General features: G+C 59.3%; 14 protein-coding genes. 3 read left to right on the top strand and 11 right to left on the bottom strand.

Translation table 11 applies throughout. The features are described 5' to 3' along the window. Nucleotides 1–21: 21 nt before the first annotated feature. Nucleotides 22–729, bottom strand: a complete 708-nt coding sequence (locus ACQR1D_RS02580; protein WP_434839937.1) for a L,D-transpeptidase — start codon at nt 727–729, stop codon at nt 22–24. 429 nt (nt 730–1,158) lie between these two features. On the opposite strand from ACQR1D_RS02580, the gene ACQR1D_RS02575 reads away from it, so the two are divergent. The 3 genes from ACQR1D_RS02575 to ACQR1D_RS02565 are packed head-to-tail and all read left to right on the top strand — an operon-like array spanning nt 1,159 to nt 12,199. Beyond that, nucleotides 1,159–2,775 (top strand): hypothetical protein, encoded by a 1,617-nt coding sequence (locus ACQR1D_RS02575; protein ID WP_434839938.1) that lies wholly within the window; start codon nt 1,159–1,161, stop codon nt 2,773–2,775. Further along, the gene (locus ACQR1D_RS02570) at nt 2,744–7,906 is read left to right on the top strand and encodes a hypothetical protein (protein ID WP_434839939.1); all 5,163 of its coding nucleotides are present in this window, start codon (nt 2,744–2,746) and stop codon (nt 7,904–7,906) included. The genes ACQR1D_RS02575 and ACQR1D_RS02570 overlap by 32 nt, the downstream gene beginning before the upstream one ends. A gap of 18 nt (nt 7,907–7,924) precedes the next feature. Beyond that, nucleotides 7,925–12,199, top strand: coding sequence for a hypothetical protein (locus ACQR1D_RS02565; RefSeq protein ID WP_434839940.1), 4,275 nt, complete (start codon nt 7,925–7,927; stop codon nt 12,197–12,199). Nucleotides 12,200–12,346: 147 nt separating this feature from the next. Here the strand turns inward: ACQR1D_RS02565 and ACQR1D_RS02560 are convergent, their stop codons facing one another. The 10 genes from ACQR1D_RS02560 to ACQR1D_RS02515 all read right to left on the bottom strand — a co-directional run bounded on the left by ACQR1D_RS02560 (nt 12,347) and on the right by ACQR1D_RS02515 (nt 23,454). Then, nucleotides 12,347–13,468 carry a hypothetical protein gene (locus ACQR1D_RS02560; protein ID WP_434839941.1) on the bottom strand — a complete coding sequence of 374 codons (1,122 nt, stop codon included), beginning with the start codon at nt 13,466–13,468 and terminating at the stop codon, nt 12,347–12,349. 53 nt (nt 13,469–13,521) lie between these two features. Beyond that, nucleotides 13,522–15,825 carry a hypothetical protein gene (locus tag ACQR1D_RS02555; protein WP_434839942.1) on the bottom strand — a complete coding sequence of 768 codons (2,304 nt, stop codon included), beginning with the start codon at nt 15,823–15,825 and terminating at the stop codon, nt 13,522–13,524. Further along, nucleotides 15,819–16,799 (bottom strand): hypothetical protein, encoded by a 981-nt coding sequence (locus ACQR1D_RS02550; RefSeq protein ID WP_434839943.1) that lies wholly within the window; start codon nt 16,797–16,799, stop codon nt 15,819–15,821. The genes ACQR1D_RS02555 and ACQR1D_RS02550 overlap by 7 nt, the downstream gene beginning before the upstream one ends. Beyond that, entirely contained in the window at nt 16,796–17,767 is a 972-nt protein-coding gene (locus tag ACQR1D_RS02545) for a hypothetical protein (RefSeq protein WP_434839944.1), read from the bottom strand. The genes ACQR1D_RS02550 and ACQR1D_RS02545 overlap by 4 nt, the downstream gene beginning before the upstream one ends. 97 nt (nt 17,768–17,864) lie before the next feature. After that, nucleotides 17,865–18,188, bottom strand: coding sequence for a helix-turn-helix domain-containing protein (locus ACQR1D_RS02540; RefSeq protein ID WP_434893645.1), 324 nt, complete (start codon nt 18,186–18,188; stop codon nt 17,865–17,867). Between the two features lie 122 nt (nt 18,189–18,310). Further along, nucleotides 18,311–18,499, bottom strand: a complete 189-nt coding sequence (locus ACQR1D_RS02535) for a type II toxin-antitoxin system HicA family toxin (RefSeq protein WP_434896495.1) — start codon at nt 18,497–18,499, stop codon at nt 18,311–18,313. 349 nt (nt 18,500–18,848) lie between these two features. Beyond that, nucleotides 18,849–20,198 (bottom strand): tyrosine-type recombinase/integrase, encoded by a 1,350-nt coding sequence (locus tag ACQR1D_RS02530; RefSeq protein WP_434839947.1) that lies wholly within the window; start codon nt 20,196–20,198, stop codon nt 18,849–18,851. Between the two features lie 254 nt (nt 20,199–20,452). Then, on the bottom strand, nt 20,453–21,649 hold the full coding sequence (locus ACQR1D_RS02525) for an acyl-CoA dehydrogenase family protein (RefSeq protein ID WP_316179133.1): 1,197 nt from the start codon (nt 21,647–21,649) through the stop codon (nt 20,453–20,455). Nucleotides 21,650–21,744: 95 nt separating this feature from the next. Beyond that, nucleotides 21,745–22,758 carry a formamidase gene (locus ACQR1D_RS02520; protein WP_434882816.1) on the bottom strand — a complete coding sequence of 338 codons (1,014 nt, stop codon included), beginning with the start codon at nt 22,756–22,758 and terminating at the stop codon, nt 21,745–21,747. Between the two features lie 132 nt (nt 22,759–22,890). Next, the gene (locus tag ACQR1D_RS02515) at nt 22,891–23,454 is read right to left on the bottom strand and encodes a TetR/AcrR family transcriptional regulator (protein ID WP_315803860.1); all 564 of its coding nucleotides are present in this window, start codon (nt 23,452–23,454) and stop codon (nt 22,891–22,893) included. Between the last annotated feature and the right edge of the window lie 5 nt (nt 23,455–23,459).

Here is a 23,459-nt window from a genome sequence, read left to right as displayed (position 1 = left end):
CATGATACGGGTGTAGGTCGCCTACCAAGGAAAGCTGATCGTGATGCGAACCTTTCCAGTGATCCAATTGTAAAAGTCCTGGGCATCCTCGGTCCCGAGATGGATGCACCCAGCGGATTGAATGTCCAGCGGAAACTCGTGAATAAACACTCCCCGCGCACCATCGATCAAGACAGCCCAGGGCATCCAGACTTTGTACTGATCGCTCCATCGCCTTTTGAATTTATCTACATCTTCCACCCCGTTGTTCGTAATGTCTTTGACGTAGTCGTAGCCCTTCCTGCCCCGACATTGAACAGATTTTGCGCCGTAGGTGAGCGTCCCCGGGCCCTCCGGTCCGAGAACGACGTCGGCTCTTAGAGTGGCCGTGGTTAGCTCGAGCGCCTCGGAACTTGCGTTTGGCAATAGCAGCAGAGCTGCTGGGCCGTGTTCGAAGCCAAAGCAGTTGGCATTTGAAAGGATGCGCAAACGCCGTACTGGCCTTTCCCCTCCGACATCGCAATATATAGGGAAAGCGCCGCTCAATATCTCGACTTCCGTCTTTTTGATCCGGTACATCCGCACTCCCCTACACGGATCGGGGTTCAGCACGTAATGATCTCCATCCTCCAAAACCTCAGCAATCATTTCGAAATGCTTGGCTCTCGACATAGCCTTGCTTTCGAACGCTTTGGCATCGAAACGTTGGATCCCGCTCCCTGCGGACTCACGTTTTTCGGTACCTTTCATCATACCTCCCTGTACCCTCTGAATTGAATTCCTGCCGTCCCTTCCGATCGGACGATGCCCCTAGTCTTGCCCTTGTGGGCGCAGGCTGTTCATGCTTAAGTTGTAGCCGGTGCGGGGGCAACCATGTCAACCTTTGGTTTTGATCGGATCGGTAGTTCCGGGTTCCCAGTTCAGTTTATTGGCCCACTGAGGGCCACCGACAGGCCGTACATGGGCGCTGACCAGCCCATCGAGGCTAGGATCGCGAGCGTATCCGATCCACGCGATGGCTTGTCACTTGATCCAGTCATACCCGTTCTAAAGCTTCCGATCGACGAATACCCAACGAGCGCGATGCCGCGCAGATGCTTGTCCGGATGCGCGTCGAGACCGAGTTCGCAGTCGCGGCGTCCATTCGAGGTAGCCTAGCGAATAACTTTTTGAGTTTGAGTGTATTTGTCGATGATAAGGGTAACGCAATTTTCGGCAGCTATTTTATTGGTGTCGCTCGCGGCCGGTTGTGTGTCGACGGGCTCCGACGTTCCCGCGGTGACGTCGTTCGCGGATAGTGTGAGCCAGTTCGATGTGGTGCCGCCGGGTTGGATCACGGCAGACGGCAGGTCTCTTGGCGCCGGGCAGGACCCGAGCGGCGTCAGAGTTGCCTTCGCGTTCCCGTCATTGCCCACGGTCAGGGTGTCACGCACGCCGCTTCATGTCGATGTCCCCGGCTTTTTCCGTCCCAACACCTGGTTCCAGAACGGAACATTCGTCCGACTGCCGGCCACCGAAATCGATCAGGCCGTCGAAATCAGAACCGCGCGATTGGATCAGAATCTGGTGGTCGACATCGACGCAGCATCGATGGCGCAGATCCATCGGCTCGACTGGGAGCAGTTTCGAGGGCTCCAGGCTGCTTATCTGTCGTGGCTCTATGCGCAGAGCAGTTGCTGGTCGATCGACTGCTTCTCGAACGAGTCCGCGCTGAGCTTGCGTGACTTCTGGAGGAATCACGTGCTGAAGGACGCGACCTTCGCACGCTTCGCGGCCAGCTATCTCAATCCTCCACCGCCCGTATCCCTCAAATCGAAGGGCGGCGGAAATATGCTGGCTACGCAGATTTTCCCGCGACAGCAGCTCGCCATTACCTGGGGAAATCAGAACTTCTACCCCGGCACAAGCTCAACACCTCTCCTCGGTACGAGTTACAGCCGCATTACGTCGGGCGGGACGACGCGGCTGCAGATTGTATCCGATGCCGGCTTGCGACTGTTTCCGACACCGAACTGCAGAATTCGTGAAACGCGCGAATTTGGCATCGATCCCGGCGACACCGCGACGCTGCCCTTTCCCGAGACGTTCAAGACGCTGTTCAGCAACTGGGTAATGCCGGTCTACAATCTGTTCGATCTGCACAATCCAAGGCTCCTGACAATCGTCGACCTGAATAATGACCGCCTCCCCTGTCCTGACAGGGCGCGCAAGGCGCCGCCACATCTGTTCCTGCTTGCGCCAAGCTATTACATCAAGCCGGACACCAGCAGTGAAATTGCCCGGGCGGAAACTGACAGCCGGGTGCCCACCGCCGACACTCAGGATGAATTCCTCTCGCTTACACGGCAGTTCGTCATTCTGGCTTGCAACGTGGCGGACCGTAGTGCCGTCGCGGACGAATGGAAGAGAATGCTCGATACTGCAAGCGGCAACCCTCAGGGACATAATCCTCGCTGCGGCAAGTATCTACACGGGCTGTTCGCCGGAAAAGCATTTGTAGAACTGAGAAATCGCTTCAGCATTGACGGACGCCTCGTTGAAGACGGCATCCTCCATTTCTCAACCGTGGGACAGGCGTTGGGCCCGTCCCTTGGCACCCGCGCCAATGTGGAAGCCGCGCCGGGTTCGGGCGCCCTGCTGGATCTCTGGAGAGCTTCGCCCTGGAGGCAGGACGGGTCAGTTCAGCAGCGGGTGCGCGTTCGTTTTTTCACGACCATGAGCGATATTTTGGATCAAGCCATTGTGCTTGAGGGAGACGATCTTCATGTCATCTCAATATCAGAAATGTTACGCTAAGAACGGCATTTTCGCTTACGCCCGGAACGGCGCTCCAAGACATCATCTGTTTATTTTTGCGTCTGCGGCCAATCCACCCGATACCTATGCTTCGCTTGCACCGATGCTCGCTGCGTGGAGCGGAGCCTCGGGCCGTCCCGCTCAGCGCTCAATCCTGTTTTGTCAGCTATTCGATCCGGCAACGATCACGACAGCGCTCGATTTGCTGGTGACGTCGGGCGCAGTCGGCCAGTGCTGGGGAAAGCTCGTCTATTGGCGCGACAAGTCATTCAGCGGAGGCCCCTTCAACGCCCGGTTTCCCGATTCCAGTCCCGGTTCGCGCACACTTCTGAAGGTAGGCGAGGTGTCGCTTCGCCTGGAAACCGGCACCATTCCGACTAGCCTGGACAACTTCACCATCAGCGCGTCCGCGAGTGAAGACCTGACGCTGAAGCTTGCCGCGTCCGGCGCCAAATGGAGCGTCGACGGCGTGAACACCCCGAGCGTCGAACTCGTCGTATCGCTCGATCCCGGCAGCAAATTCACTGCGGGCTCGATCGGGATGAACATCCCCTGGAATCTTACGACCGCCGGCACACATCCATATCAGCGCACCCGGGTAGCCTATGTCGCGGAGCCAACGGCTCTTCCCGCACCCGGCGATGACCCGGTGACATGCGAAGCCTGGCAATCCGGAATCATCCACGAGGTAAAAGGCGCTGCCAGCGCGGTTTGCGGCGTGCACCTGGATCCCAGGGACGGTGTCAACACACCGGGATGGCTCGATGCGGGCGGTCTCAATTCCAGGCTCATATTCGGCGATGCCGACCTCCATTCGACCTTCTTCGGGGCCGCCGGCGACCGCTTTCTGATGAAGGCAACCGACAACGCAGTGGCGAGGATCGGCTTCCTCCGCGACATGATCGATGGCAGCAAGGACATGCACCCGAGCGGGGCGATGGTCTTCCATCCGGAGGGGCGGTTCGAGTTGAAAAGTGCAGCCCCATCGCCTGCCCCCTTCGCGCTGGCATCCGATCTCAATATTTCGCGCCGGGATTTCGTCGCCGGTGGCGCAACGAGCGAGTTCCTCAACCTCGGCGCGGCAAGCGACGTCACGCATATCGAATTCGTCAGCGGCCCTGCCTTCTTGCCGAACGAAGCCGCACTGCCTTCGAACGCCCGCGAATTCCTCGCCCACGGCAAGGACGGGTCCGTGGTGACGTCGCATGTCAAGTTCATGAAGGAGGGGAATCCAACGGCAGTTGCGGTTGAGCTTCACTCGCAGTCGTCCGAGGCCCCGCTGTTCGAAGCGGCCGTCGCGACTCCCGAGCATCTGCGGCGACGGCGGCAGCGATACGGCCTCGCAAAGGACGCCCTGCCGGTGTTCCCCCACGCCGGGCACACGAGCGGAGACTACGACCGGCTGCAAAGGCATGAAACGACCCATCTCGCGCCGTATCGCCGCAAGAATTCGCCGCCCCCGCCTTCACCCCTGACGGCTTTCGATGCGGCTCCGACGTTCGCAGTTACGCCGCAGGGGATCCTCGCAAGGGTGGGCCCCGACGGCAACTATCAGCAGCTCTATTTCGGCAATCCGGACAGCAAGACAGAGAGGCCCGACTTCGTCCTCAACATTAACAACGCGGCAGCCCAACTCTATCTCGACGTCCAGCAAGGGCTGAAGGCCAGTCAGCTTTTCGCGGTGCTTCGCAATCCATCGCCGGATGCGCTCAAGGTCGTCACGCCTTCGCTGACGCTCAACGCACGCGATTTTGAATTTGCTATCCACGACGGGGCGGCTTCCGCCTCCAGCCTGAAGGCGGCCGCCTTCCTGGTGAAGTACTACAAGGGCCAGAGCATCGAAGACTTGCTTAAGGACCCCGCTGTATGGCTGTGCGCGCACGACCTGGCGCCCAAGGGCAACAGCGATCTCGACAAATGGACTCCATTCCCGAAAGGCCAGCCGGTCCCCCCGCATTTAAAGCGGCTGCATGATGTCTGGACCGACGAAAACTGGCAGGGGGTGCTGGTGCTCGACTTCCCCTTGGATGACGAGCCTGGCCTCATCAAGGCGTTGCGGCCAGGGTTGGCTAAAAAACCTGGCGCGACGAAAGTGGAGTTGAAGGCGCCCTATTTCGGACTCAACGCGCTTCAGGCCACTGCCGCCGACCTGAAGGCTGATCCGAAACGGCCTGGCTCCGTCTTCGGCATGATCAGGTATGACAAGACAGAGGTTGGCACCGAGCCAGATGTTCCCACAAAGGACGACGTCGAGCCGGGCGCAACACATGATCCCGACCGGCAGTACCGGTTCATCGTCGACTCCCTTCAGATCGTGTTCGAGAACAGTCAGATCGCCGATTTCAAGGCAAAGCTGTTCATCAAGTTCGACCATCTGTTCTGGGACGGTCTGGACGGCCTGGGCGCTGACGGGCTCTATTCGCTGGAACTCGACGGCCATTACGAGCGCCGCGGCACCGAAGATGTTTTCAGTCTCATCAGTCCCAACAAGTTCGTCATCAAATTTCCCGATGCCTCCTATCTGAAGCAGCTGACGATCACGCGGGCACAGCTCGGCGTCGTATCCAGCGATAATGACCAGCTGACTGCGTTCATCGGCATCGACGGCGAGCTCCAGCTCAGCGAGAAGATCGCCAACCTGCCGATCTTCAGCGTCAAGCTGATCCGCTTGTCCTCGTTCGGCTTCGAATACAGCTTCAAGAAGGGGGATAACCCGGACTTCAAATTCCGCTTCAAGCCGAGTGGCATGTCCGTCGATATCGACTTCAACCTCAGCGGCCTCAAGGGTCTGCTGTCGTTCCTGCCCGTCAAGCTGAAGGGCATGAGCATCGCCCTGGGTCAGGTGCTCGATCTCAATGACCTGCATTTCGCGCCGATCAACTTCGGCGGCCTCGGCACGAAATTCCATTTCGGCTTCCTGATGGAGCTCGATTTTGGCTCGTTCGGCAACCTCGCCGGCGACTTGCGCGGCATGAAGTTTCCGATGTTGCTCGGCTGGGGCGGCGGCTCCAGCAAGGGCCTCGCCTTCGGCATCCAGTTTCCCAGCCGGGAAGGCAAGGGCATCGACATCGGTATCCAGCAATTCATCCGCCTGCAGGCTGAAAAGCTCAACCTGGTGCCCTGCTACGACGGAAGCCACAATCTGCTGACGTTTGCCATCCAGGCCGTCAAGGCACGAATCGTCATGCTCGGCCACAAATGGCCCGATGCCGACACGTCGTTTGCCTTCTTCGTCCCGATAGCATCGGGACGGAAGCCGAGCTGGGCATTCGGCGTCAAGAACGACCCCTGGTATGTCGGCGGCGGTTACCGTCTCAAATTGCCGACCGCCAGCGCAAAGGAGCCAAAAGATATCAAAGGTGTCGTCAAGAACTTTGAGGACACACTGAACGACGTCGGTAGCAGCGATAACCAAATTTGCAGCCTCGCGTCCCAGGCCTCTGCCTCCAGTGACAACTGGAGCATCGTGGGACGCTACAGCGGTGAACTGAACGTCCAGCTCGCGATTTCCGACCCCACTCTCTATGGCATCGCAATCGAGATTCCGGCGCTCGGCGAACTCGACGTGATGTACCGGCGCGTCAACAGCCAGCTCGGCATCTTCTCGATCGAATACGCCCTGCCCGGTCCGCTGCGGCAATTCCAGATCGGTGTCGCGACCGTTCGGCTGCCGGTCTTCCGCATCGAGATTCACACCGATGGCGGCTTCCTCTTCGACTTCGGCTTCCCGTGGAACAACGACTTCTCGCGCAGTTGCCAGGTCGAAATAGCGATCTTCCTCGGCTCAGGCGGATTCTACTACGGCATCACATCGGCTGCCGCCGCAGACCTGCTGCAGTTCGAGGGGGGCTACGGCTACTCGCCGCCCGACAGCACGAAGCTGAACGAGCTGCGGACGCTGCGCCTCGGCTTCGCCGCGCGGGTCGGAATCGGTCGCAGCTTCACCATTGGAATTCTCGAAGCCGAAGCGTCGGTAACCATCTTCGGCGGCGTCGAGGGAGCGATTGCCTATCGCCCCGGCAACGACCTGTTCCATCCGACGCTGTATGCCGTGAAGGGCTATGTCGGCCTGATGGTCGACATCAGGGCCACCGTCAATTTCGCGATCATAAGGGCTTCGGCGCATATCCTGGCCTATGTCGAAGTTGGCTTCGAGATTCGACGCGTGCTGGCCAAAAATCCCGCCGGCCAACATCGCATCGTCGACCTTCCCATCATCATCTTTGCCGAAATCGGACTCACGGTCACCGTCGAGGTCGGAATCCACATCGGTTGCGTCGACATCACGATCCATCTTTCGTTCAACGCGACCTGGCGCTACGAAGAAGCCCTCACCCAGTTCAAGGACCAGGGTCCGTACGACGTGTTCTCGCCCTCCTTCGACGCGTTGCTGACGGCGGAGGCCGCATTCACCTGGAATCCGGCCTATCGATATTGGCCAGCGACGCGCGATCTCACGATCTTCGCGACCGTACTGCCTTGCATGGCCCGTGCGTCTGACGTCGAACAGATGGGCAGCCCCAAGACGTGCGCGGTCGGCACCTTGCTGCTCCCTGCGCTGGGGCCGGACCATGGACTTGCCGACCTTGCGCGGTTCCTGCTGGGCTGGGTGCTGCTGCCCGCGACGATCGGCCCCGACCCGGCAGCCGCCGACGCCTATCAACTGACCCTGGGACAGGTGAATGGAATTGTGGACCAGATGCGGGATCCCAAGACAACGTTCTGGGATGGATTCCCGGCCGTCGCGCTCGACGTCACGACAAAGCAGTTTGCCGCACAACTCACCGAGCTGACCAGCGGTTCGACGGAGTCGTTCGCGACCATCCCGCTGTGGCCCGGCGTCACCTTCAAATACGTCCCGGTCGGCGGCACCCCCGCCCCGACCGAGGGCACTTCCGCGGTCGTGTCCGCCCACGGAGCGTCGATGTCCGCAACCGATGCGGCATTTTCCGATTTCTGCCGGCACCTGATTGCCGGCACGATTCCGGAAATCCAGCAACTGATCCGGGACGACGGCTATTTCCTCCACGCGGACGGAACAGTCGAACCCAACGCCTCGCTGCCGGCGCAGGATCCACGCAAATCGCTGAAGTGGTCCGAGCTCTGGCAGAAGATGCTTGCCCCCCTCTGAAGTCCGAAGGAACGACCAATGGCAAATGAACCCAAGACCCGTCTGGACCGCATTGCCCGCGATCTCTCCCGGACCTGGCTTCACGGCAGCCGCGTCACCGACAATGCCGGGCACACCAGGCCGGCAACCGTCGCCGCTGCGCAGCAGATACAGGTCGACTTGCCTGCGAGCGGCCCGATGAACTTCGAGTTCACGTCGTCCGCTTCGACGGCGAGGGTTCTGATCAGCCAGTCGGATGCCAGCAAGAGTCAGGACCTGATGCAGAAGGCCATCGGTACCGACAAGGCCAGGTACCTGACGCTGAGCGCGGATGACGCGATCCCGACATGGGTCTTCAGCCAGCGCTCCTACTCCATGCCGAACCCCGTGCCTGATGAAGACAAGATTTCCATCGCAGTACCGGCCAACCTTGACGTGGTGAAGTTGCCTGCGGCGGCGCTCGGCGAAGTCAAGGCCGACGTCGACAATTTCGTCTCCCTCCAAACCTTCGACGGAGTCCGGAAGGAGTGGCAGCCCATTCCCCGTTCTAAGTGGCAGCCGGCAATCATGCTTCGTTTCAAGCTGAAACAGCCGCCGCCGACTCCAGATCTTCCCGCGGGAATGCAGATATTCGAGATCCAGGGCGTTCCGCAGGGCGACCGTTATTTCCTCGACCGGCTCGGCCTGCTCGATGATTACCTGGCCGCAAAAGCCGATCCCAATCCGCCCGAAATCGAAGCCATTTCATTGGCAGTCGAACCGCCGAAGGCCGCACCATCGCCGATCAGTGATTGGACGATCATCCGAACCAATCTGACCCGGGAAGCGCGCTCCGGCAGCGGCATCATGGCGACCGCAGTTGCACCCGCTACGCTGCCTTATGTCGCCATATCCGACGGCAGCGCAGCGCAGAACCGTGATGCCGTCACCTTGTTGCAGATGATCAGCATCACAAACTCCGGCGGCTACTTTCTCCGGGCGGCCACAACCATCGCCAATGCCGAGTCGCTCGTGCTCAGCATCACGCTCAAGGCCACGCCCGACCCCGACAACGCCGACGGCCTGTTGCTGCCGCGAGCCGCCAACGCGATGGCGCTCGTATCCGGAACCTCGATCGCGGATTCCGTTCGTTTCCATGGCCACGACCACATTCAGGTCATCCCGGCGGTGCCGCCCGGCAACGTGGCGTTCGGATGGACGCGGAGCGAGCCGGCGGCCAAGGACACCGATGAGGACAGGTTCGGTTTCGGCACCATCAGCCTTGTCGATTATTCCGCCGTCGACGGCACGGGCACGCAGGTCGGGCTGTATTCCGCGGACACGGTCGTCGCAATCTCGCCGACACAGCCGCTGCCGGGCGAATTGTTCGATCGCAAGAGCGCTGCCACGGCGGATGACACGTCCGATCAGCATCTGCACACGGGCAATGCGGCGGCCATGCGGCTGCTCGCGCCACACGAGATCCGGGCGATGTCCGTCACAAGCTTCGCGGCGGGCGATTCGGTCCTGCGTCACTACCGTTCGACACTGACGTGCTACGATCCGAAAACCGAGTCACCCTATGTCCGCATCGCCGACCCGCTTCGTAGCCAGATCGTATTTAGCCCTGGCTTCCGCGACGTGTTCGGCAATCGTTTTGAAGCCGCAGCCGCGCCCGCGTTCCGCCGTCGGCTGTTCTATACCGACGCACTTATCAATCCTTCCGAATGGCCGGGTATCCGATTTGCGATCTATTGCGGCCTGCAGGGCGGTAAGCCGTACGTCTATCTGGAAATGCAATACCGCTATCTCGAGCCGGGTCCGAATACTCGTGATGACAAGAAGGCGCGTCGGCAAAGGCTCGAGCTTGTTCGCACGCAGCTTCAGGGCGCCAAGGCGGATGTTGCCGTCAGCTTCACGGCGAAGCCGCTGATTGCCGAGTATCAGCTCAACGCCGCGAAGCTTGCGACCCAGATCACCGACTGGCTCAACAAGGAAGATGCCAACACCGGTCCGAAGAAGCTTCCGACCGCAGTCATCCCCCTGGCTGCCGTTCAGTGCACCGGTTCGGTTACCGAAGTCGTCGAGTTCAAACCCGAGCTGAAAATTACCCGAACGAAGGCGGACTACCTGCCGACGGCCACCGAACTGCCGTCCGATCAATCGCTGGCTGTGCCGATCGGCGATCAGATCACCTGGACGAAAAGCCGGATCACGTTGCAGGCGGCAACCGCCGCGCCGCAGCCCGGGCCCGCGGCAACCGACCGGGCGGACGAGGAATTTCGTGTCATCGCGAGCGCATTCCAGGCCAGTCTCGCAAGCCCGATGAAGGCGCAAGTCGGCTTCCTGCGCGATCGCCTGAACCTTCACCAATTGTGGTTCGTTCCTCAGGACTTCTTTCCGAAAACTCCCAGTTCGGCGGCATATTCCGCCTGGTCGTTCGCCACCGCGCGGCCGCTCAGCAACAAGCTGGGCGCCGAAACGTTCACCGTGCCCGACTTCAATGCAAGCTGCACGACAAGTGGCCCGGATTGCTGGAACAAGCATCCGATCGTTCCCCTCTCGGTCACCGACCAAGATCTCGACGACCTAGGCCGCATCGCCTTCCGCTTCATCGAGCAGGAAAGCATCAGTCTGGCCGTCATGACCGCCAAGAAAAATGCGGATGCGGCGAGGAAGCTGCTTGCCGAACGGGAACAGATCGCGCTTGCGCTCAGCAGTTTTCGCGGCGACGGCGGACCCGGCTATCTCGTGCCGTTGCACCAGACTCCCGACGATCTCGAACCCGAGAACGTGGTCCGGATCGCGAGGGATGCCTTCCTCGCCGACATGGCTGCGTTCTACAATGTGGATTCGATCCTGCAATTGCCGCTGACGAAAGCGGGCAGCGGCAGCATCCTGATATTCGAGGGCAGCGTCACGGCAACGTTCGCGGCAGGCTCGACAGCGTCTCCTCCCGTGCTGTCCAACGTGCTTCTCGGCGGGGGAAGCCGCAAGGTCACGCTGCTGTACGACCTGCCGCCAGGAACCCGCGATGCCAGCAACGTGCCGAAACTCGACATCGTCAAGGCGCGGCTGCACCACGTGCAACTCCCGCTCGAGGACGGCCCGCCCGTGCAGAACAATCTGTTCAACCAGGGTGCATGGCTTGAACTGGTTCAACCGCAGGAGATGCAATGGAAGGGGCCCGGGGATTACATTCCGGTCGCCGATCGCAGGTTCCCTGCGAAGCCGTTCATTACGTCGACGAAGACCGTCACGCCGGCGATCGGCTCGGCAACGCCAATTACCCAGCAGAATGCAGCATTGCTGGCGCGTTGGGGCTGGAAGTTTGATTTCGGCCTCGTCGACCCGGGCGCCAACGATGTCGTTCATGTGACGGTTCGCTACAACGAACCGGCTACCGTTCAATCGGCTGCCCTCAGCGCATTCAACGTCACCTCGGGATGGAAGCCGCAATCGTTGCTCAACAGTCTCGTTGCGTTCAAGTTGCTGCATGACAACGTCGAGCGTGTCGTCGAACCGGACCGCCTTCAGATCGTCGCCGATCTCGCCGCCTTTCTTCGCGAGACGCTGTCGCCGACAGCCGCGTTTGCTGCATTTGCCGCCGGTCGTCCGGAAGATCATTTTACGATCAAGGCTCGGAAGACGACCGATCCTCTCAATGCAGTCCCCGGCCCGGATACGGGCGGGTTGTCGGTCATGCAGGGCCCGATCACGGTGACGTGGACGGTGACTCCGGTATCACAGACCGCGACCGTCCTCGCTGCCGCGGAAGCGGCAGGAAACAATGCGTTTCTCACCGGAACCAAGGCGGTCAGGAACTATCGCCTTGCCCTCAAGCTGCTGCGCAACGAGTCCTTCGGGCCGATTTCCGAGAAGCCGGCCGATCCGAGCCTGATCTATGAGTGCGCTTCGGTCGAGTCAGCCTTGGTATGCTGGGCTCAAAACATGTGGGGCAGTCTCGAGTACAAGATGACCGCAGGAGAATCGCTGGATACGGCGCTTCGTCACTTCTTCGAGGAGCTGTTTTTGAAGGCGCCTCTCTCGGGGATGAAAATTGAAATCGGCGCGTCCCTGAAATGGCAGAGTGGGAAACTGACTGGTGTCACGCCCTTCTCGATCCTGCCTGCGGACATCACCCCGGGCGGCGGATTGGCCAAGGACTACGCCAGCTTCGTCTATGATAAGCTATACAAGGAGTTGCTCGGTACCCATGTCCCGCCAGATGTGCAGGCGGCCTTGCGCCTGCGCGTCAAACTTGCGACCGACGATCCCGGACCGGCAAGTCGCACATTGCTGGAAATCACCTCGATCGATTTCAATCTGGCATGAGCGACGGGTTAGATCGGCCACGGCTAACTAACATCGCTGGCATGCATAGGATGGAGGGTCAATTGGGTTCAAGCTGCGCCTTGAAACGACAACTCTTAAGGAAAGTAATTGGCTACCCACGGGTTAGCGTCAACAGTGGTGTTGCCGCTAACTCCCCGCCGTGAAGGCAGCACCTGACTTCTCAAGCAAGGTCAGCACACGATACGGGCTGTCTTGCGCATTCCTCTGGACCGCCCGAACAGAAGATGACGTGTGAATGACTAGGGCTACACCGAGGCCGGCCGCGGCGCCTAGGAGCGCGCCCGTAGTGAGCCCACCAACAGCTGCTCCGGCGACAGTCGGCCCGGCAGCCAGCTCCGCTACCTTCTTCAAGAAATCGCCTGCAGGTTTCTCGCTGCCGCCAAAGAATTCTTTGATGAAAGACCTAGGCTTTGCCTTGCTTTTCTCCCAATCCGCAATAATCGTGCCCACCTTCTCCTTCAATCTGTGTTCAAAGCGCGCCTCTTCCCGCATCGCCCGAATTGATTGCGCAACTTTGGTCATCTCATCGTGAAACCGCGCAAGCTCGTTTCCTTCTTTGTGCAATTTTATAATGTTCGTCGCGGTCAGCTTTGATAAATCGAATTGCTGGAACACCAGCAATTCGATTTTGCACCGGTCAACACTGAAGGTGTGAAACGCGTCGCGCCGACGCCGTTTTATCAGTTTGCTGTACAATTCATCCTCGGCGTGCCGGACGACGCAATCATGCAAAGGCGCCTCATCTGCAACAATGTCGAGGCCGTCATCAAGCGCGCAGGCAACGGCCAGCGTTGACATGATCCCTTCGCCAATATGCGGGTGCATCTCCAGGTAATGATCCCCGTCCGGCATTTCTGGAGCCCATGCGAGGTCTAAATCCTTGAGCTGCTCCAGGAGCTGTTTCGCCTTGAACGAATGGAGCTGATACCCATAAGGGTCGCCGGTCAGCCGCTTCATGCGATCTGAAGCGGCCTTGGAAAAACGCGCGGCGAACCGCGGGTCGGCCTCGACGTCGCGCTCAATCTTCTTCAGCAAAATACCCAGCGCGCGTCTAACTCCTGGAGTTGACAGATCTGCGTAGTCAAGAAGACCTTTGCTTTCCAGGTCGCGAACCCCCTCTGAGTCTTCCGGGTGGAATCTATCCGGAATCATTCGAAAGACCTTGGGAAAAACAAGCAGAGTGCTCTTCAGCCACTGCTCATTTCGAAATTTTATGTAGGGATAGTATAGCCCACCTTGAGCAGACATTCTTAACCCTCTTAGTCGCTACCGGCTGCGCCATTAACCGATCATTTCATCGACTAGAGCTTCGACAAAGCCACCCTAGTCCAATCGAGGAACCGCGCGCGATCATATGGGAATATTGCGTTCGCCATTGCCTTCTCGAAGTGATCCTCGATCTCTCTCTTGCGCGACCTCGTTACACCGAGGACCAATCCAGCCACCAGCAGAGCCGAACGGATGAAAAGGCTTTTGCCCATTTCCTTCCCTCCGTAGTCTTCCAATCGGCTGTATTCGGCGAGCTCGGAGAAGGCTTCGCGTAATTCACGTATATCCGCGGATTTCAGCGCTCTGAAGCTTAGATTTATGCTGATGATATTCGCATTTATGCGCCCCAACAGCTGTCTCGCTGCCTCGCACCGACGCTCCTTATCCAGCTCATCGGGGCTTACCTCGAGTTCGGAGATGCGTCGCTTCAATCGGCTTCTTAAGTCTGCCGTACGTCGCAAGAGATCGTCTGCCCTTGCCACAAGGGCTTCTTTTCCAGCGCTCAGTTCATCGGGAACATAGTTATCGAACATGAGCTCGGTAATGCCAATCGACAACTCCTCTGACTCAAAGCGCTCTCCGATTACATCTAACTTCGGCCGTACCTTTCTTTCGTCATCATAGATTTTCTTGGCTCGACGCACATAAGCGTACAGAGGCTCTAGCTCGCGACGTTGCTTCACTGTATGTCGACGGCAAAAGCCACCCAAATAGTGAGCTTCTCGTCCGTTGGCCTGCGTCTCCTCTGCGTCGCGCCTCGATGACACGACTGCGATCGCTTGATCACATAGAGCAGCCGCCGTTCGCCATTCGCCTCGCCCCGAGAAGAGTGCCGCATGAGCCAGGTAGTACGCGTATCCAGTGGGATCCTCATTGAGCACGTCGAGTATGCCTTCGTCGTAACGCCCCTGATCGAAATCGCTCGGTTCATGCCAGCTCGCGACTGACTGGATGAACTTTCGAGTCTTCCTCCAGCTATCGAAATAGATGGGAACGACTACTCGAGCCGGCGTAGCCTGATGGAGCGGAGACTCACTTCTGACGGTGAATCCCGTACGTGTGGTCACGAAAAAGCAATCGTTCCACGCCTCTGTGGTGAGTTCGCGGATTTGGCTATCGAGACGTTCGCGAAGCGCGTTCCACTCTCTTAACGTCTGTATTCCGTTCGCTAATTGGCCCAACTCCTCGATAAATCGAGCCTGAATTTCATGCGGCGGACGATACGCCTCACGAAACTCGCGTGTGAACTTCGCCCAACCATTCTTAATTTCGTCGGACGACCCGGGCCGTAATTCTTCCGTCCTCAGGACGGCGTCCACAAACGATTTATTGAGCTTGGAGGGGCGCTTATCTTCGAAGCGCTCGCCGTCCGAAATATTACCTACGAATGTATACAGCCAACCAAAAAAGGCACTCTCGGTTGTCGGAAGATCGATCGGATGCAGATCACGAAACACCGCTTCGCTTGCCAAGAAGTATCTCGGATGCCTGATGAATGAGATAGGCGGCTCGTATCGCAAGTTCACTTCATGGATCGAGGGCGTTGCGGTAATGTACAGTATTTTGATGTTCGATATTTCGAGCCTGCGATTCCAGATTTCAAGCCTTGCAAGGCAATCCGCGTCTCTCGTTCTGTTCGCGCGTCTTCGAGCGCCAAGATCTTGGTGAGCCGTAAGCCTCTCCGACCACTGATCTCGCAGCGAGATATGGTCGTAAATGTCAGGGAGACTTTCAAAGGGCCGCAGCACCCTCCTAAGCGATTCCGAACCCTTATCGGTCTCTGCGAAAACCTCCGGCCCCGCAATGCGATCAAGACTAATCAACCGGGCGAGCGCGCGGTAGGTCGCTGCCGCACCAGTCCGGAGATATAACAAGCGGAGAACAAGCTCGTAGATCACGTTGGAATCTGCACCCACTATTCCAACCTGATTTAGCTTTTCGACGTTGACCTGCAATTCACCAACGTTGAGGTCGATGGCCGGAGGGTCTGCGCCAAACTTGCCTACAAGGCCATTTAATATGGACGCGACGTCTTGTTCGATAGGCGGCGGTATCAGCAAAGGCTTCTCGGGAGAGACTCTAAAGAAAATATGATCTGCGAGCCTTTGGGTGAGTGCTGCACTGAGATCTGGATCATCGTCGAAGAAAACTTTACCTAACTCTATGTTTGCCCCCTCGTGAGGAGCTCCATAGGCATGAAATACGTCGGCGTCGACGGCATAAATGATGCGTCCGCCAGCGCCTTCAAATCTGCGATCCTCCAGCCAGGGGAGCATGTAGCGCAGCTGAATTGCCGCATCTCGCGTACGGGAGACAAGCTCGCTCTCAGCTACCATTCGCTTACCTTCTCCCTTTGAGATCCGAATCCTCGGATGGCGGAGTAGGCGTCGGGCAAGTTTTGGCGGAGATGTACCATCCACGGCGATGGCTCAACTGATCCCGTTTCCTCAATTGCCGGAAATGGCGCGACTTCGTTGTCAGGATCGGGGACCACCTCCGCATCTCCTGGCAACTCTATATGCCGACGCCAGAGAAATCTCACAGCGGCCTCCTGCCACCAACTGTAAGCATAAGGCGCTTCAGGCCTGTGGAGCCGAGCGACGACCGTCCGAAGCAGGCCTTCGCGCCCACTGGCGGCATAAACGCTTTCGACGAGCTCTTCGTGCTCACTCATGAGCTTTTTGAGCGAGCCCGAGTCCGGCGCTTCGCCGAAGTGGCAATTTAACTGATACCAGAAAGAGTTTAGATTCTCGACTGGAGCGGTCGGACGGATCTCACAAAGCAGTTTGAAAAGTGGCAACACATAGTCTTTCGGCATCTTTCCCGATCGTGCCATTGTTTCGAGGCAATTAACACTTTCGTCTGTCAGAGAGCTTTCGCCAGCGTACCTTGCGAGGACGCCAATCGTCCAAAAGATCGCATTGTCGATTTCAGTATTAAGCGACGGCTGGTTTTGCCAATCCTTGAGCACCTTTCCTGAGAATATCCTAAGCAGATGGGTGGCGTCGGTCCGACGTGCCAAATTTAGGATGGCGTCGACAACAGTCTCCTGAATCAATTCTGTTTCGGATAGAGCGATAGACAGGCCCGCCTTGAAGCGTCCCTTCGCTTGTTCAGTGAGCAATGCGAACACTGACATTACTTCCTCGGTGACGTCGTAATCTTCACCGAAAAATGTATGAAGCGGCGCGAACGCGAAACGCCCTCGGTTAGCTATAAAATAGTCGTGCAGGCTTCCTCTAAGCCAGTCCCCGAATTGCCGGTCGGACCAGGAGTTCAAAGGCTCTATGTCGGCGCGCTCAACCTTCACAGCGTATTCCCGAGAGTCTTTGTTAGCTCGTCATCACTTCTTCCGTCCGCCAAAGCCAAAGAAAATTCGCGATCAGTGAACTTATTTGATCGGGTCACCTGGCCGACGACGCGAAATCTAATATTTTCGTCATCTTCAAACATCGAACGATTTATTGGACAACAGATACGCTCTCTAAGACCGGCAGCTAGAACTCCGCCTAACTCCAATCTAGCAAGATCGACAGTTTTGCCCCAATCGTTCCGCCGAGGAGCACCTCTACCGCGAGGGCGCGCGGCGAATCTCCTATGGCTTCCTGCCTCCACGAACGTGGGGCGGAAGTGTACCGCCTTCTCAACCACCGATGCAGGAAAACTGTAGACGACTAGATAAAGCGGCGGAGAAGTTGGCTCTCGGTGCACCAAGCCGAGCAGGTCGCGGAGATAGTTAGCTACCTCATCTGGCTTCACACCGTTGCGCTTCGCAGCCTGCGAGGCGCGATCCAGACTGCGCTTTGAACTAAACCAAATAAAACTTGTGCCCAGCGTGCGGCCCGGCTTCAGACGAAAATATCGCTCATTGCTTGGAATGCCACTCAGCATCTCGATCCAGCGAGGATTCTTGAAGTCGGGCATCTGGCCCGTCAACCTTGCGAATCTTGTTACATCGTCGCTACTTGCGAAGCCCTCCAACACACCAATTGGCAGCATCACCTCGGCGCGATCGGTGTCGATACTACACCCCGCACCCAAAACGGCTTGCCCGCGAAAACTCGGGTCATTGATCGCAAGATCCGCAATGAGCCGGATAAACTCTCTAGGATCGGTCTTATCGGGATCGCTCGGAGCATTCGCGTATGCCGCCGCTAACACGCGGTCGCAAAATCCGCGCGGATGGAGACCAATTACCTCGCCATCGCACGCGTTCGCACTCACTATGCGACCGAGATCATTACCCGCGAAATTGCGGATATAGTCCAATATTGACATGAGCCCTCCCACCCAGGGCTAGGAATATGCTTCACAAAGTTGTGATGCGCAACCTTTGATTGATAAAAATACATACTCTCCCGCTCCGTTCGATGGGCTACGCCGCCTCGGTTTCTCGCTTCGGAAGCTCGACCTGGACGCTTACTCCCAGAGCGTTAGCGGCTTTCTCGATGAGCTCTAATCTAGATCTGTGCTTAAGACGAAAGAGACGGTCGACCTGCTCGCGATGAACTTTCATCTTTCTTGCCAATTCGGCTCGATTCATCCCGGCTTCGAGAGCAACCATATAGAGGGCGACTTTCAGATAGATCAGGGCCGGGAGCTCCACTTTCGCAAACCGGTTATGCGGCTTGGCAAGCGGCGTTGGGATAGGAAGGTCGGCAGCGATCCGCGCCGCCATCGCTTCGATGATCGCGTCCAACCCTCTTCGAAGAGCGTCCTGATTTCCCCTTCCAAAGGTCGTCACCTCGGGAAACTGCGGCGAAGTCACAAGCAGTGTCCCGTTATCGTCTTTGGATAGCCTTAGCTCATACCAGCGTCCCATTATTTAATTCCCAGGTCTTTCAAGATTTTCCTGACAAGCCCCTTCCCCAGATCTTTCTTTCCGCCATGCATCGGAAGCTGCGTCCGACGATCGGCTCGAATCACGGTGATGTGGCCGCTGCCGCCATGGTGCGTTTCGAACTTGCAGTCGTACTTGGAGAGTAACCTGCGTAGCTCGTGCGCGTTCATGACGATAGCCTCGTAACATTTGTGTGCATTCTCACACAAGTGTTGAATCAAAATCGGCCTCATTTTTGCATCTGTAGCTAGATCTGTTCCTGTTTTGTTTCTTCCGACTCAATACTCGGAAGGCGGATGTTAGCCCATCTCTTCAACCGCTACGTTCGGCTTCATTATGGACCAGCAGCTTTGTTTGCTGGACCGCGCGGCCTGTCATGCAGATGACGAGGGTCGATAGCCTGAGTGGCTGGAGGTCGACTAGGTTTACCAGCCTAGATCGCGCCGATGCGATGTCGGCCCATCGGCCGAAATGTACGGAGTTGGCAGATCAAATGCGATCCGACCTGCGCTCCTGAACCTACGCAGCCAAGCAGCCGACCGCCGCCGGCTCATCGCTCGAAGCTCTTTTCAGGAACCGCGCCAGCGCAGCCTTTCGTGAATGCCGGTCCAAAGCGTAGGCTGTCTGCTTGAACTCGATGCCATCAAGGAGTCCTTGGACGTAGCCGGAGATTGTATCCGCCGCCATGATGAGGGCTGTATCAAGCGTATGGATATATTTGCTGGTCACCGAACCTTTGGCGTGACCAACCAGGGCGGCGATGGTCACCTCGGTAAACCCGAGATCGTTGGCGATGCTCGCGAAGCTGTGGCGCAGGACATGTGGCGTGACATCGGATAGTGGGGAGTCCTCGAAGATATACTTCCAATGGTTCGGGAAGCTGCCGAAAGCGTTGTCCTCCCCCTGCCCCGGAAAGACGTATGTGCCAGCATTGTCGGTGCGCCGTCGCTCGAGATAGTCGACGACAGGCAACCCTATGGGGCGAATGGAGTCACCCTCCTTACTGTCCTCCAACCGCAAGCAGCTCGCCTCGGTGTCCGCTTCCGTCCATTTCAAACCGATCATCTCGCTGCGCCGGCAGCCGGTCAGCGCAAGCTGGCGAATGATGTCCACGATCGTCGTGTATTTCTCCTGCCTGGCGGCGTCGCGGAGCATCCGACCGAGTATTCGGTACTCCGCCTCCGATAGCCGACGCATTCGCACGTTGTCCTTTGGCTTGCGGATGCCGTGCGCCGGGTTGCTTTCAATAACGCCCGCTTCGACGGCGTAGGTGAGGATACCACCGAGAAGACCAACGGTGCGGGTGGCAGTTCCAGCGCCGCCGCGAACGATGGCCTTTCCGCGCAGCTTCTTGGTCTTGACCGAAACCCGCGTCTTTCCGGCCATGATGTCTTTGAGAACCTTGTTGATGTCGGTCTTGGTGAGATCTTTGACCCGCCGGGTCCCTATGAGAGGAATGATGTGACGCTCGATGCGGCCAGTATCCGTGACAATTGTTGAAGCCTTCTTCGGTCGCCCACCCTTCCCCAGAATGAGCCCGGCCTGGAGATCAGCGAGATACCGGGTGCACAGCTCCTTCACAGTGATCGCCTTGTGATCGAGCTGGCGATCTTCGACCGGATCCTCACCCCCGGCGACCCGACCGAGTTGCACCTTTGCCTCTCGGCGTGCCGTCTCGGGCGCCCAGGCTCCGTGAAGACCTATGGTGTATCGGCGTGAGCGCCCTCCTATTCGATACTGGATGACATAGCTGCGCTTGCCGGAGCTAAAGACCCGCAGTCCGAAGCCGGGCAGTTCGTCGTCCCAGATCAGGTAGTCCTTTTCTTGGGCTTCCGCTGCCTCGACAACCCTCTTCGTGATCTTGACCATGACATTCCTGCGTTCCGGGCCCGATCTCTCGCGTAAGCAGGACGTAAGCAGGCGGGAGAAAATCGGTGCGGGTTTTCGGACAGGAACGTCGCTGTTGTTGTCGAGAATATCCAGTTGCTTCAGCCGGATAGCGTAGAATAGCGTGCCCTATCGTATTTTCGGATGGGCACGTTATCTTGCTCCGAAGGCAAAGGTCACACGTTCGAATCGTGTCGGGTGCGCCAGCCCTATTCCGGTCTCGCCCGCGTCTGGTCTCAGCCGCGCACCACGCCGGCCCGCGCCTTCAGAAACTCGCGCGCGACGATCAGCTTCTGCACTTCGGTCGCGCCTTCGTAGATGCGCAGCGCGCGGATCTCGCGGTAGAGGCTCTCCACGATCTCGCCTTTGCGGACGCCGCGGCCGCCGAACATCTGCAGGGCGCGGTCGATGACGCGTTGCGCGGTCTCGGTCGCGGTGAGCTTGGCCATCGCGGCCTCGCGGGTGGTCGGCAGCTTCTGGACGTCGCGGCGCCAGGCCGCGCGATAGGTCAGCAGCGCCGCGGCGTCGGTATCGGTCGCCATCTCGCCGAACGCGGCCTGCGTCATCTGCAGGTCGGCCAGCGCGCCGCCGAACATCTGCCGGCTCGAGGCGTGCGCCTGCGCCTCGTCGAGCGCGCGGCGGCCGAAGCCGAGGGCGGCAGCCGCCACCGATGAGCGGAAGATGTCGAGCGTCTGCATCGCCAGCTTGAAGCCGCCGCCAGGCGCGCCGAGCCGGCGGCTGGCCGGGATGCGGCAATTCTGCAGGCGGAGCGTCGCCAGCGGGTGCGGTGCGATCACCTCGATGCGCTCGGCGACGGAGAAACCGGGATCATCGGGAAACACGACGAAGGCGGAGATGCCGCGCGCGCCGGGCGCCTCGCCGGTGCGGGCGAACAGCGTGTAGACGTCGGCGATGCCGCCGTTGGAGATCCAGGTCTTCTCGCCATCGAGCACGTAGGTATCGCCGTCCAGCCGCGCCGCGCAGGCCATCGCGGCGACGTCGGAGCCCGCCTCCTTCTCGGACAACGCGAAAGCGGCGAGCCATTCGCCGGCGCGCACCTTCGGCAAGACACTGGCGCGCAGCTCCGGCGAGCCGCCGAGCGCGATGGCGCCGGAGCCGAGGCCCTGCATGGCGAAGGCGAAATCGGCCAGACCGTCGGCATAAGCGAGCGTCTCGCGCGACAGGCAGATCGCGCGCGAGTCGATCGCGCCGGCATCCGCATCGGGCGCCACGACGGCGCTGTCGAGCAAGCCTGCGGCACCAAGCGCACGCACGATCTTGCGGCAGGCGGTGTCGACGTCGCCGTGATCGACCTCGTCGAGAACGCCCGAGCCGACGAAGCGGTCGAGCTGGTCGCACAGGGCGCGGTGACGCGGCTCGAAGAACGGCCAGTCGAGCCAGTCGCGGGGGATCACCTTCGCCGATGCACTCATGACAAAACCTGTCCGCCAATTATTTTAAGTATAAAATAATTCGCGGACGATCGATCTGTCAAGCTTGCGGCGGCCGCACGCGCCGCCGCATTCGCTCACTCCGCCGCCTTGCCGAGCCTGCCGAAAGCGCGCGTCGGCGCCGGGAAGCCGCAGGAGGTGCCGTCGGTGATCTTGACCTGATCCTCCCAGGGCAAGCGATAGGTGCCGGCGACCATGTCATGCATGAAGGTGTAGGGACAATCCATCGCGCCGCCCTTCACCGCGACATAGCCGCGGTGCCAGAGCTGATAGATGTTGTTCTCGACGCCCCAGTTGATGCGCGCCTCGCGCACGAGATCGGGGCGCACCTCGGCGGTGATGATCTCGTCGGCGCGCCCCGTCGTGCCGTGCGCGATGATGCTGCCGTCGAAATTGACGATCATGCCCTCGCCCATCGAATCGAACGAACCGTCGGAGCCGCACATGCAGACATTGGCCGTCACCATCAGGTTCTGGAACGCGTTGGCCTGGTTGGTGAAGCGCCAGCTGTCGCGGATCGGCGCGGTGTAGCCGGCGGTGCGGATCATGATCTCGGCGCCCTTGTAGGCGCATTCCCGCGCCATCTCCGGGAACATGCCGTCATGGCAGATGATGAGTGCGATCTTGGCGCCGCGCGGTCCCTCGATCACGGGGATGCCGAGATCGCCGGGCTCCCACGGCTCGACCGGAATCCATGGATGCAGCTTGCGGTAATACAGCTTGATGTCGCCGTGGTCGTCAATGATCAGACCCGAATTGTAGGGATTGCCGTCGGGGTTGTGTTCCATGATCGAGAAGCAGCCCCAGATCTTGTTGTCGATGCAGGCCTGCTTGAACGCGGCGACCTCCGGCCCGTCGACCCGGCACATGATCTCGGGATTGGTGTCCATCGACAGCCCATGCAGCGAATATTCCGGGAACACCACGAGGTCCATGGTGCCGAGATTCCGCCGGGCCTTGCCGACCATCCAGACGATCTTCTCGGTCTGCCGCGCGAGGTCGTCCTTGGTCACGACGACCGGGAGCTGCAGCTGCACCAGGCCGATGACCACGCCGTTATCGGATTTATTGAGACCGCCTAACCCGTTCATGCCGGACCTCCCTGGTGTCGCCGCTGCTCGAGACGTTGCCCAAGACAACCACGATTTCACGAGAGCCGCGCGCCGATATTTCAGCCCGCCATTTGCCGCTTGCGGAGGCAGCGGCCGCCGGCGTTTCGAGAGTCAGACGACGGATGATCGTTGCAGACGCGCTTGGAACCGCATCAGCGCGCGGCCGAAAACGGCCGCCTCACCGGTTGCCCGCGCCAGCACCAGTGCACCCTGGATGCCGAGCACCACCTCCTCGGCGCCGTCGGCGGCCTGTGCCGCCGGCCAGCCGTCGCGGATCAGCGCATCGCGCAAGGCCTCGATCCAGCGCGTGAAGTAGCTGGCGATGGCGGCGGCGAAGCGATCCCGCGTCTCGTCGAGCGCGAACGCCCCGACCAGGCAGACGCGGCGGCCGGAACGGAAGTAGTCGTCGACGCCGCGCCACATCCGCGCGATCGACTGCTCCGGCGGATCATCGCGCAGCGGCGCATAGATCTCGCGCTCGAACCAGGCGTCGACATGCGCCAGCACCGCGCGCGCCATCTCGTCCTTTCCGCCTGGAAAGAAGTGATAGAGGCTGCCTTTGCCCAGTCCCGTCGTCTCGGTGATCCGGCTGAGCGAGGTGCCCTCGAAGCCGAATTCGCGGAACACCTCGGCAATCAGCGGGACGACGTCGGCGCGCTCGTTGAGCGTCCGCATGGCTC

It is taken from the genome of Bradyrhizobium sp. HKCCYLRH2047 (genome assembly GCF_051168175.1).
Taxonomy (GTDB): domain Bacteria; phylum Pseudomonadota; class Alphaproteobacteria; order Rhizobiales; family Xanthobacteraceae; genus Bradyrhizobium.
The sequence above is the reverse complement of the archived record's forward strand: the minus strand, read 5'-3'. Positions and strand labels throughout refer to the sequence as shown.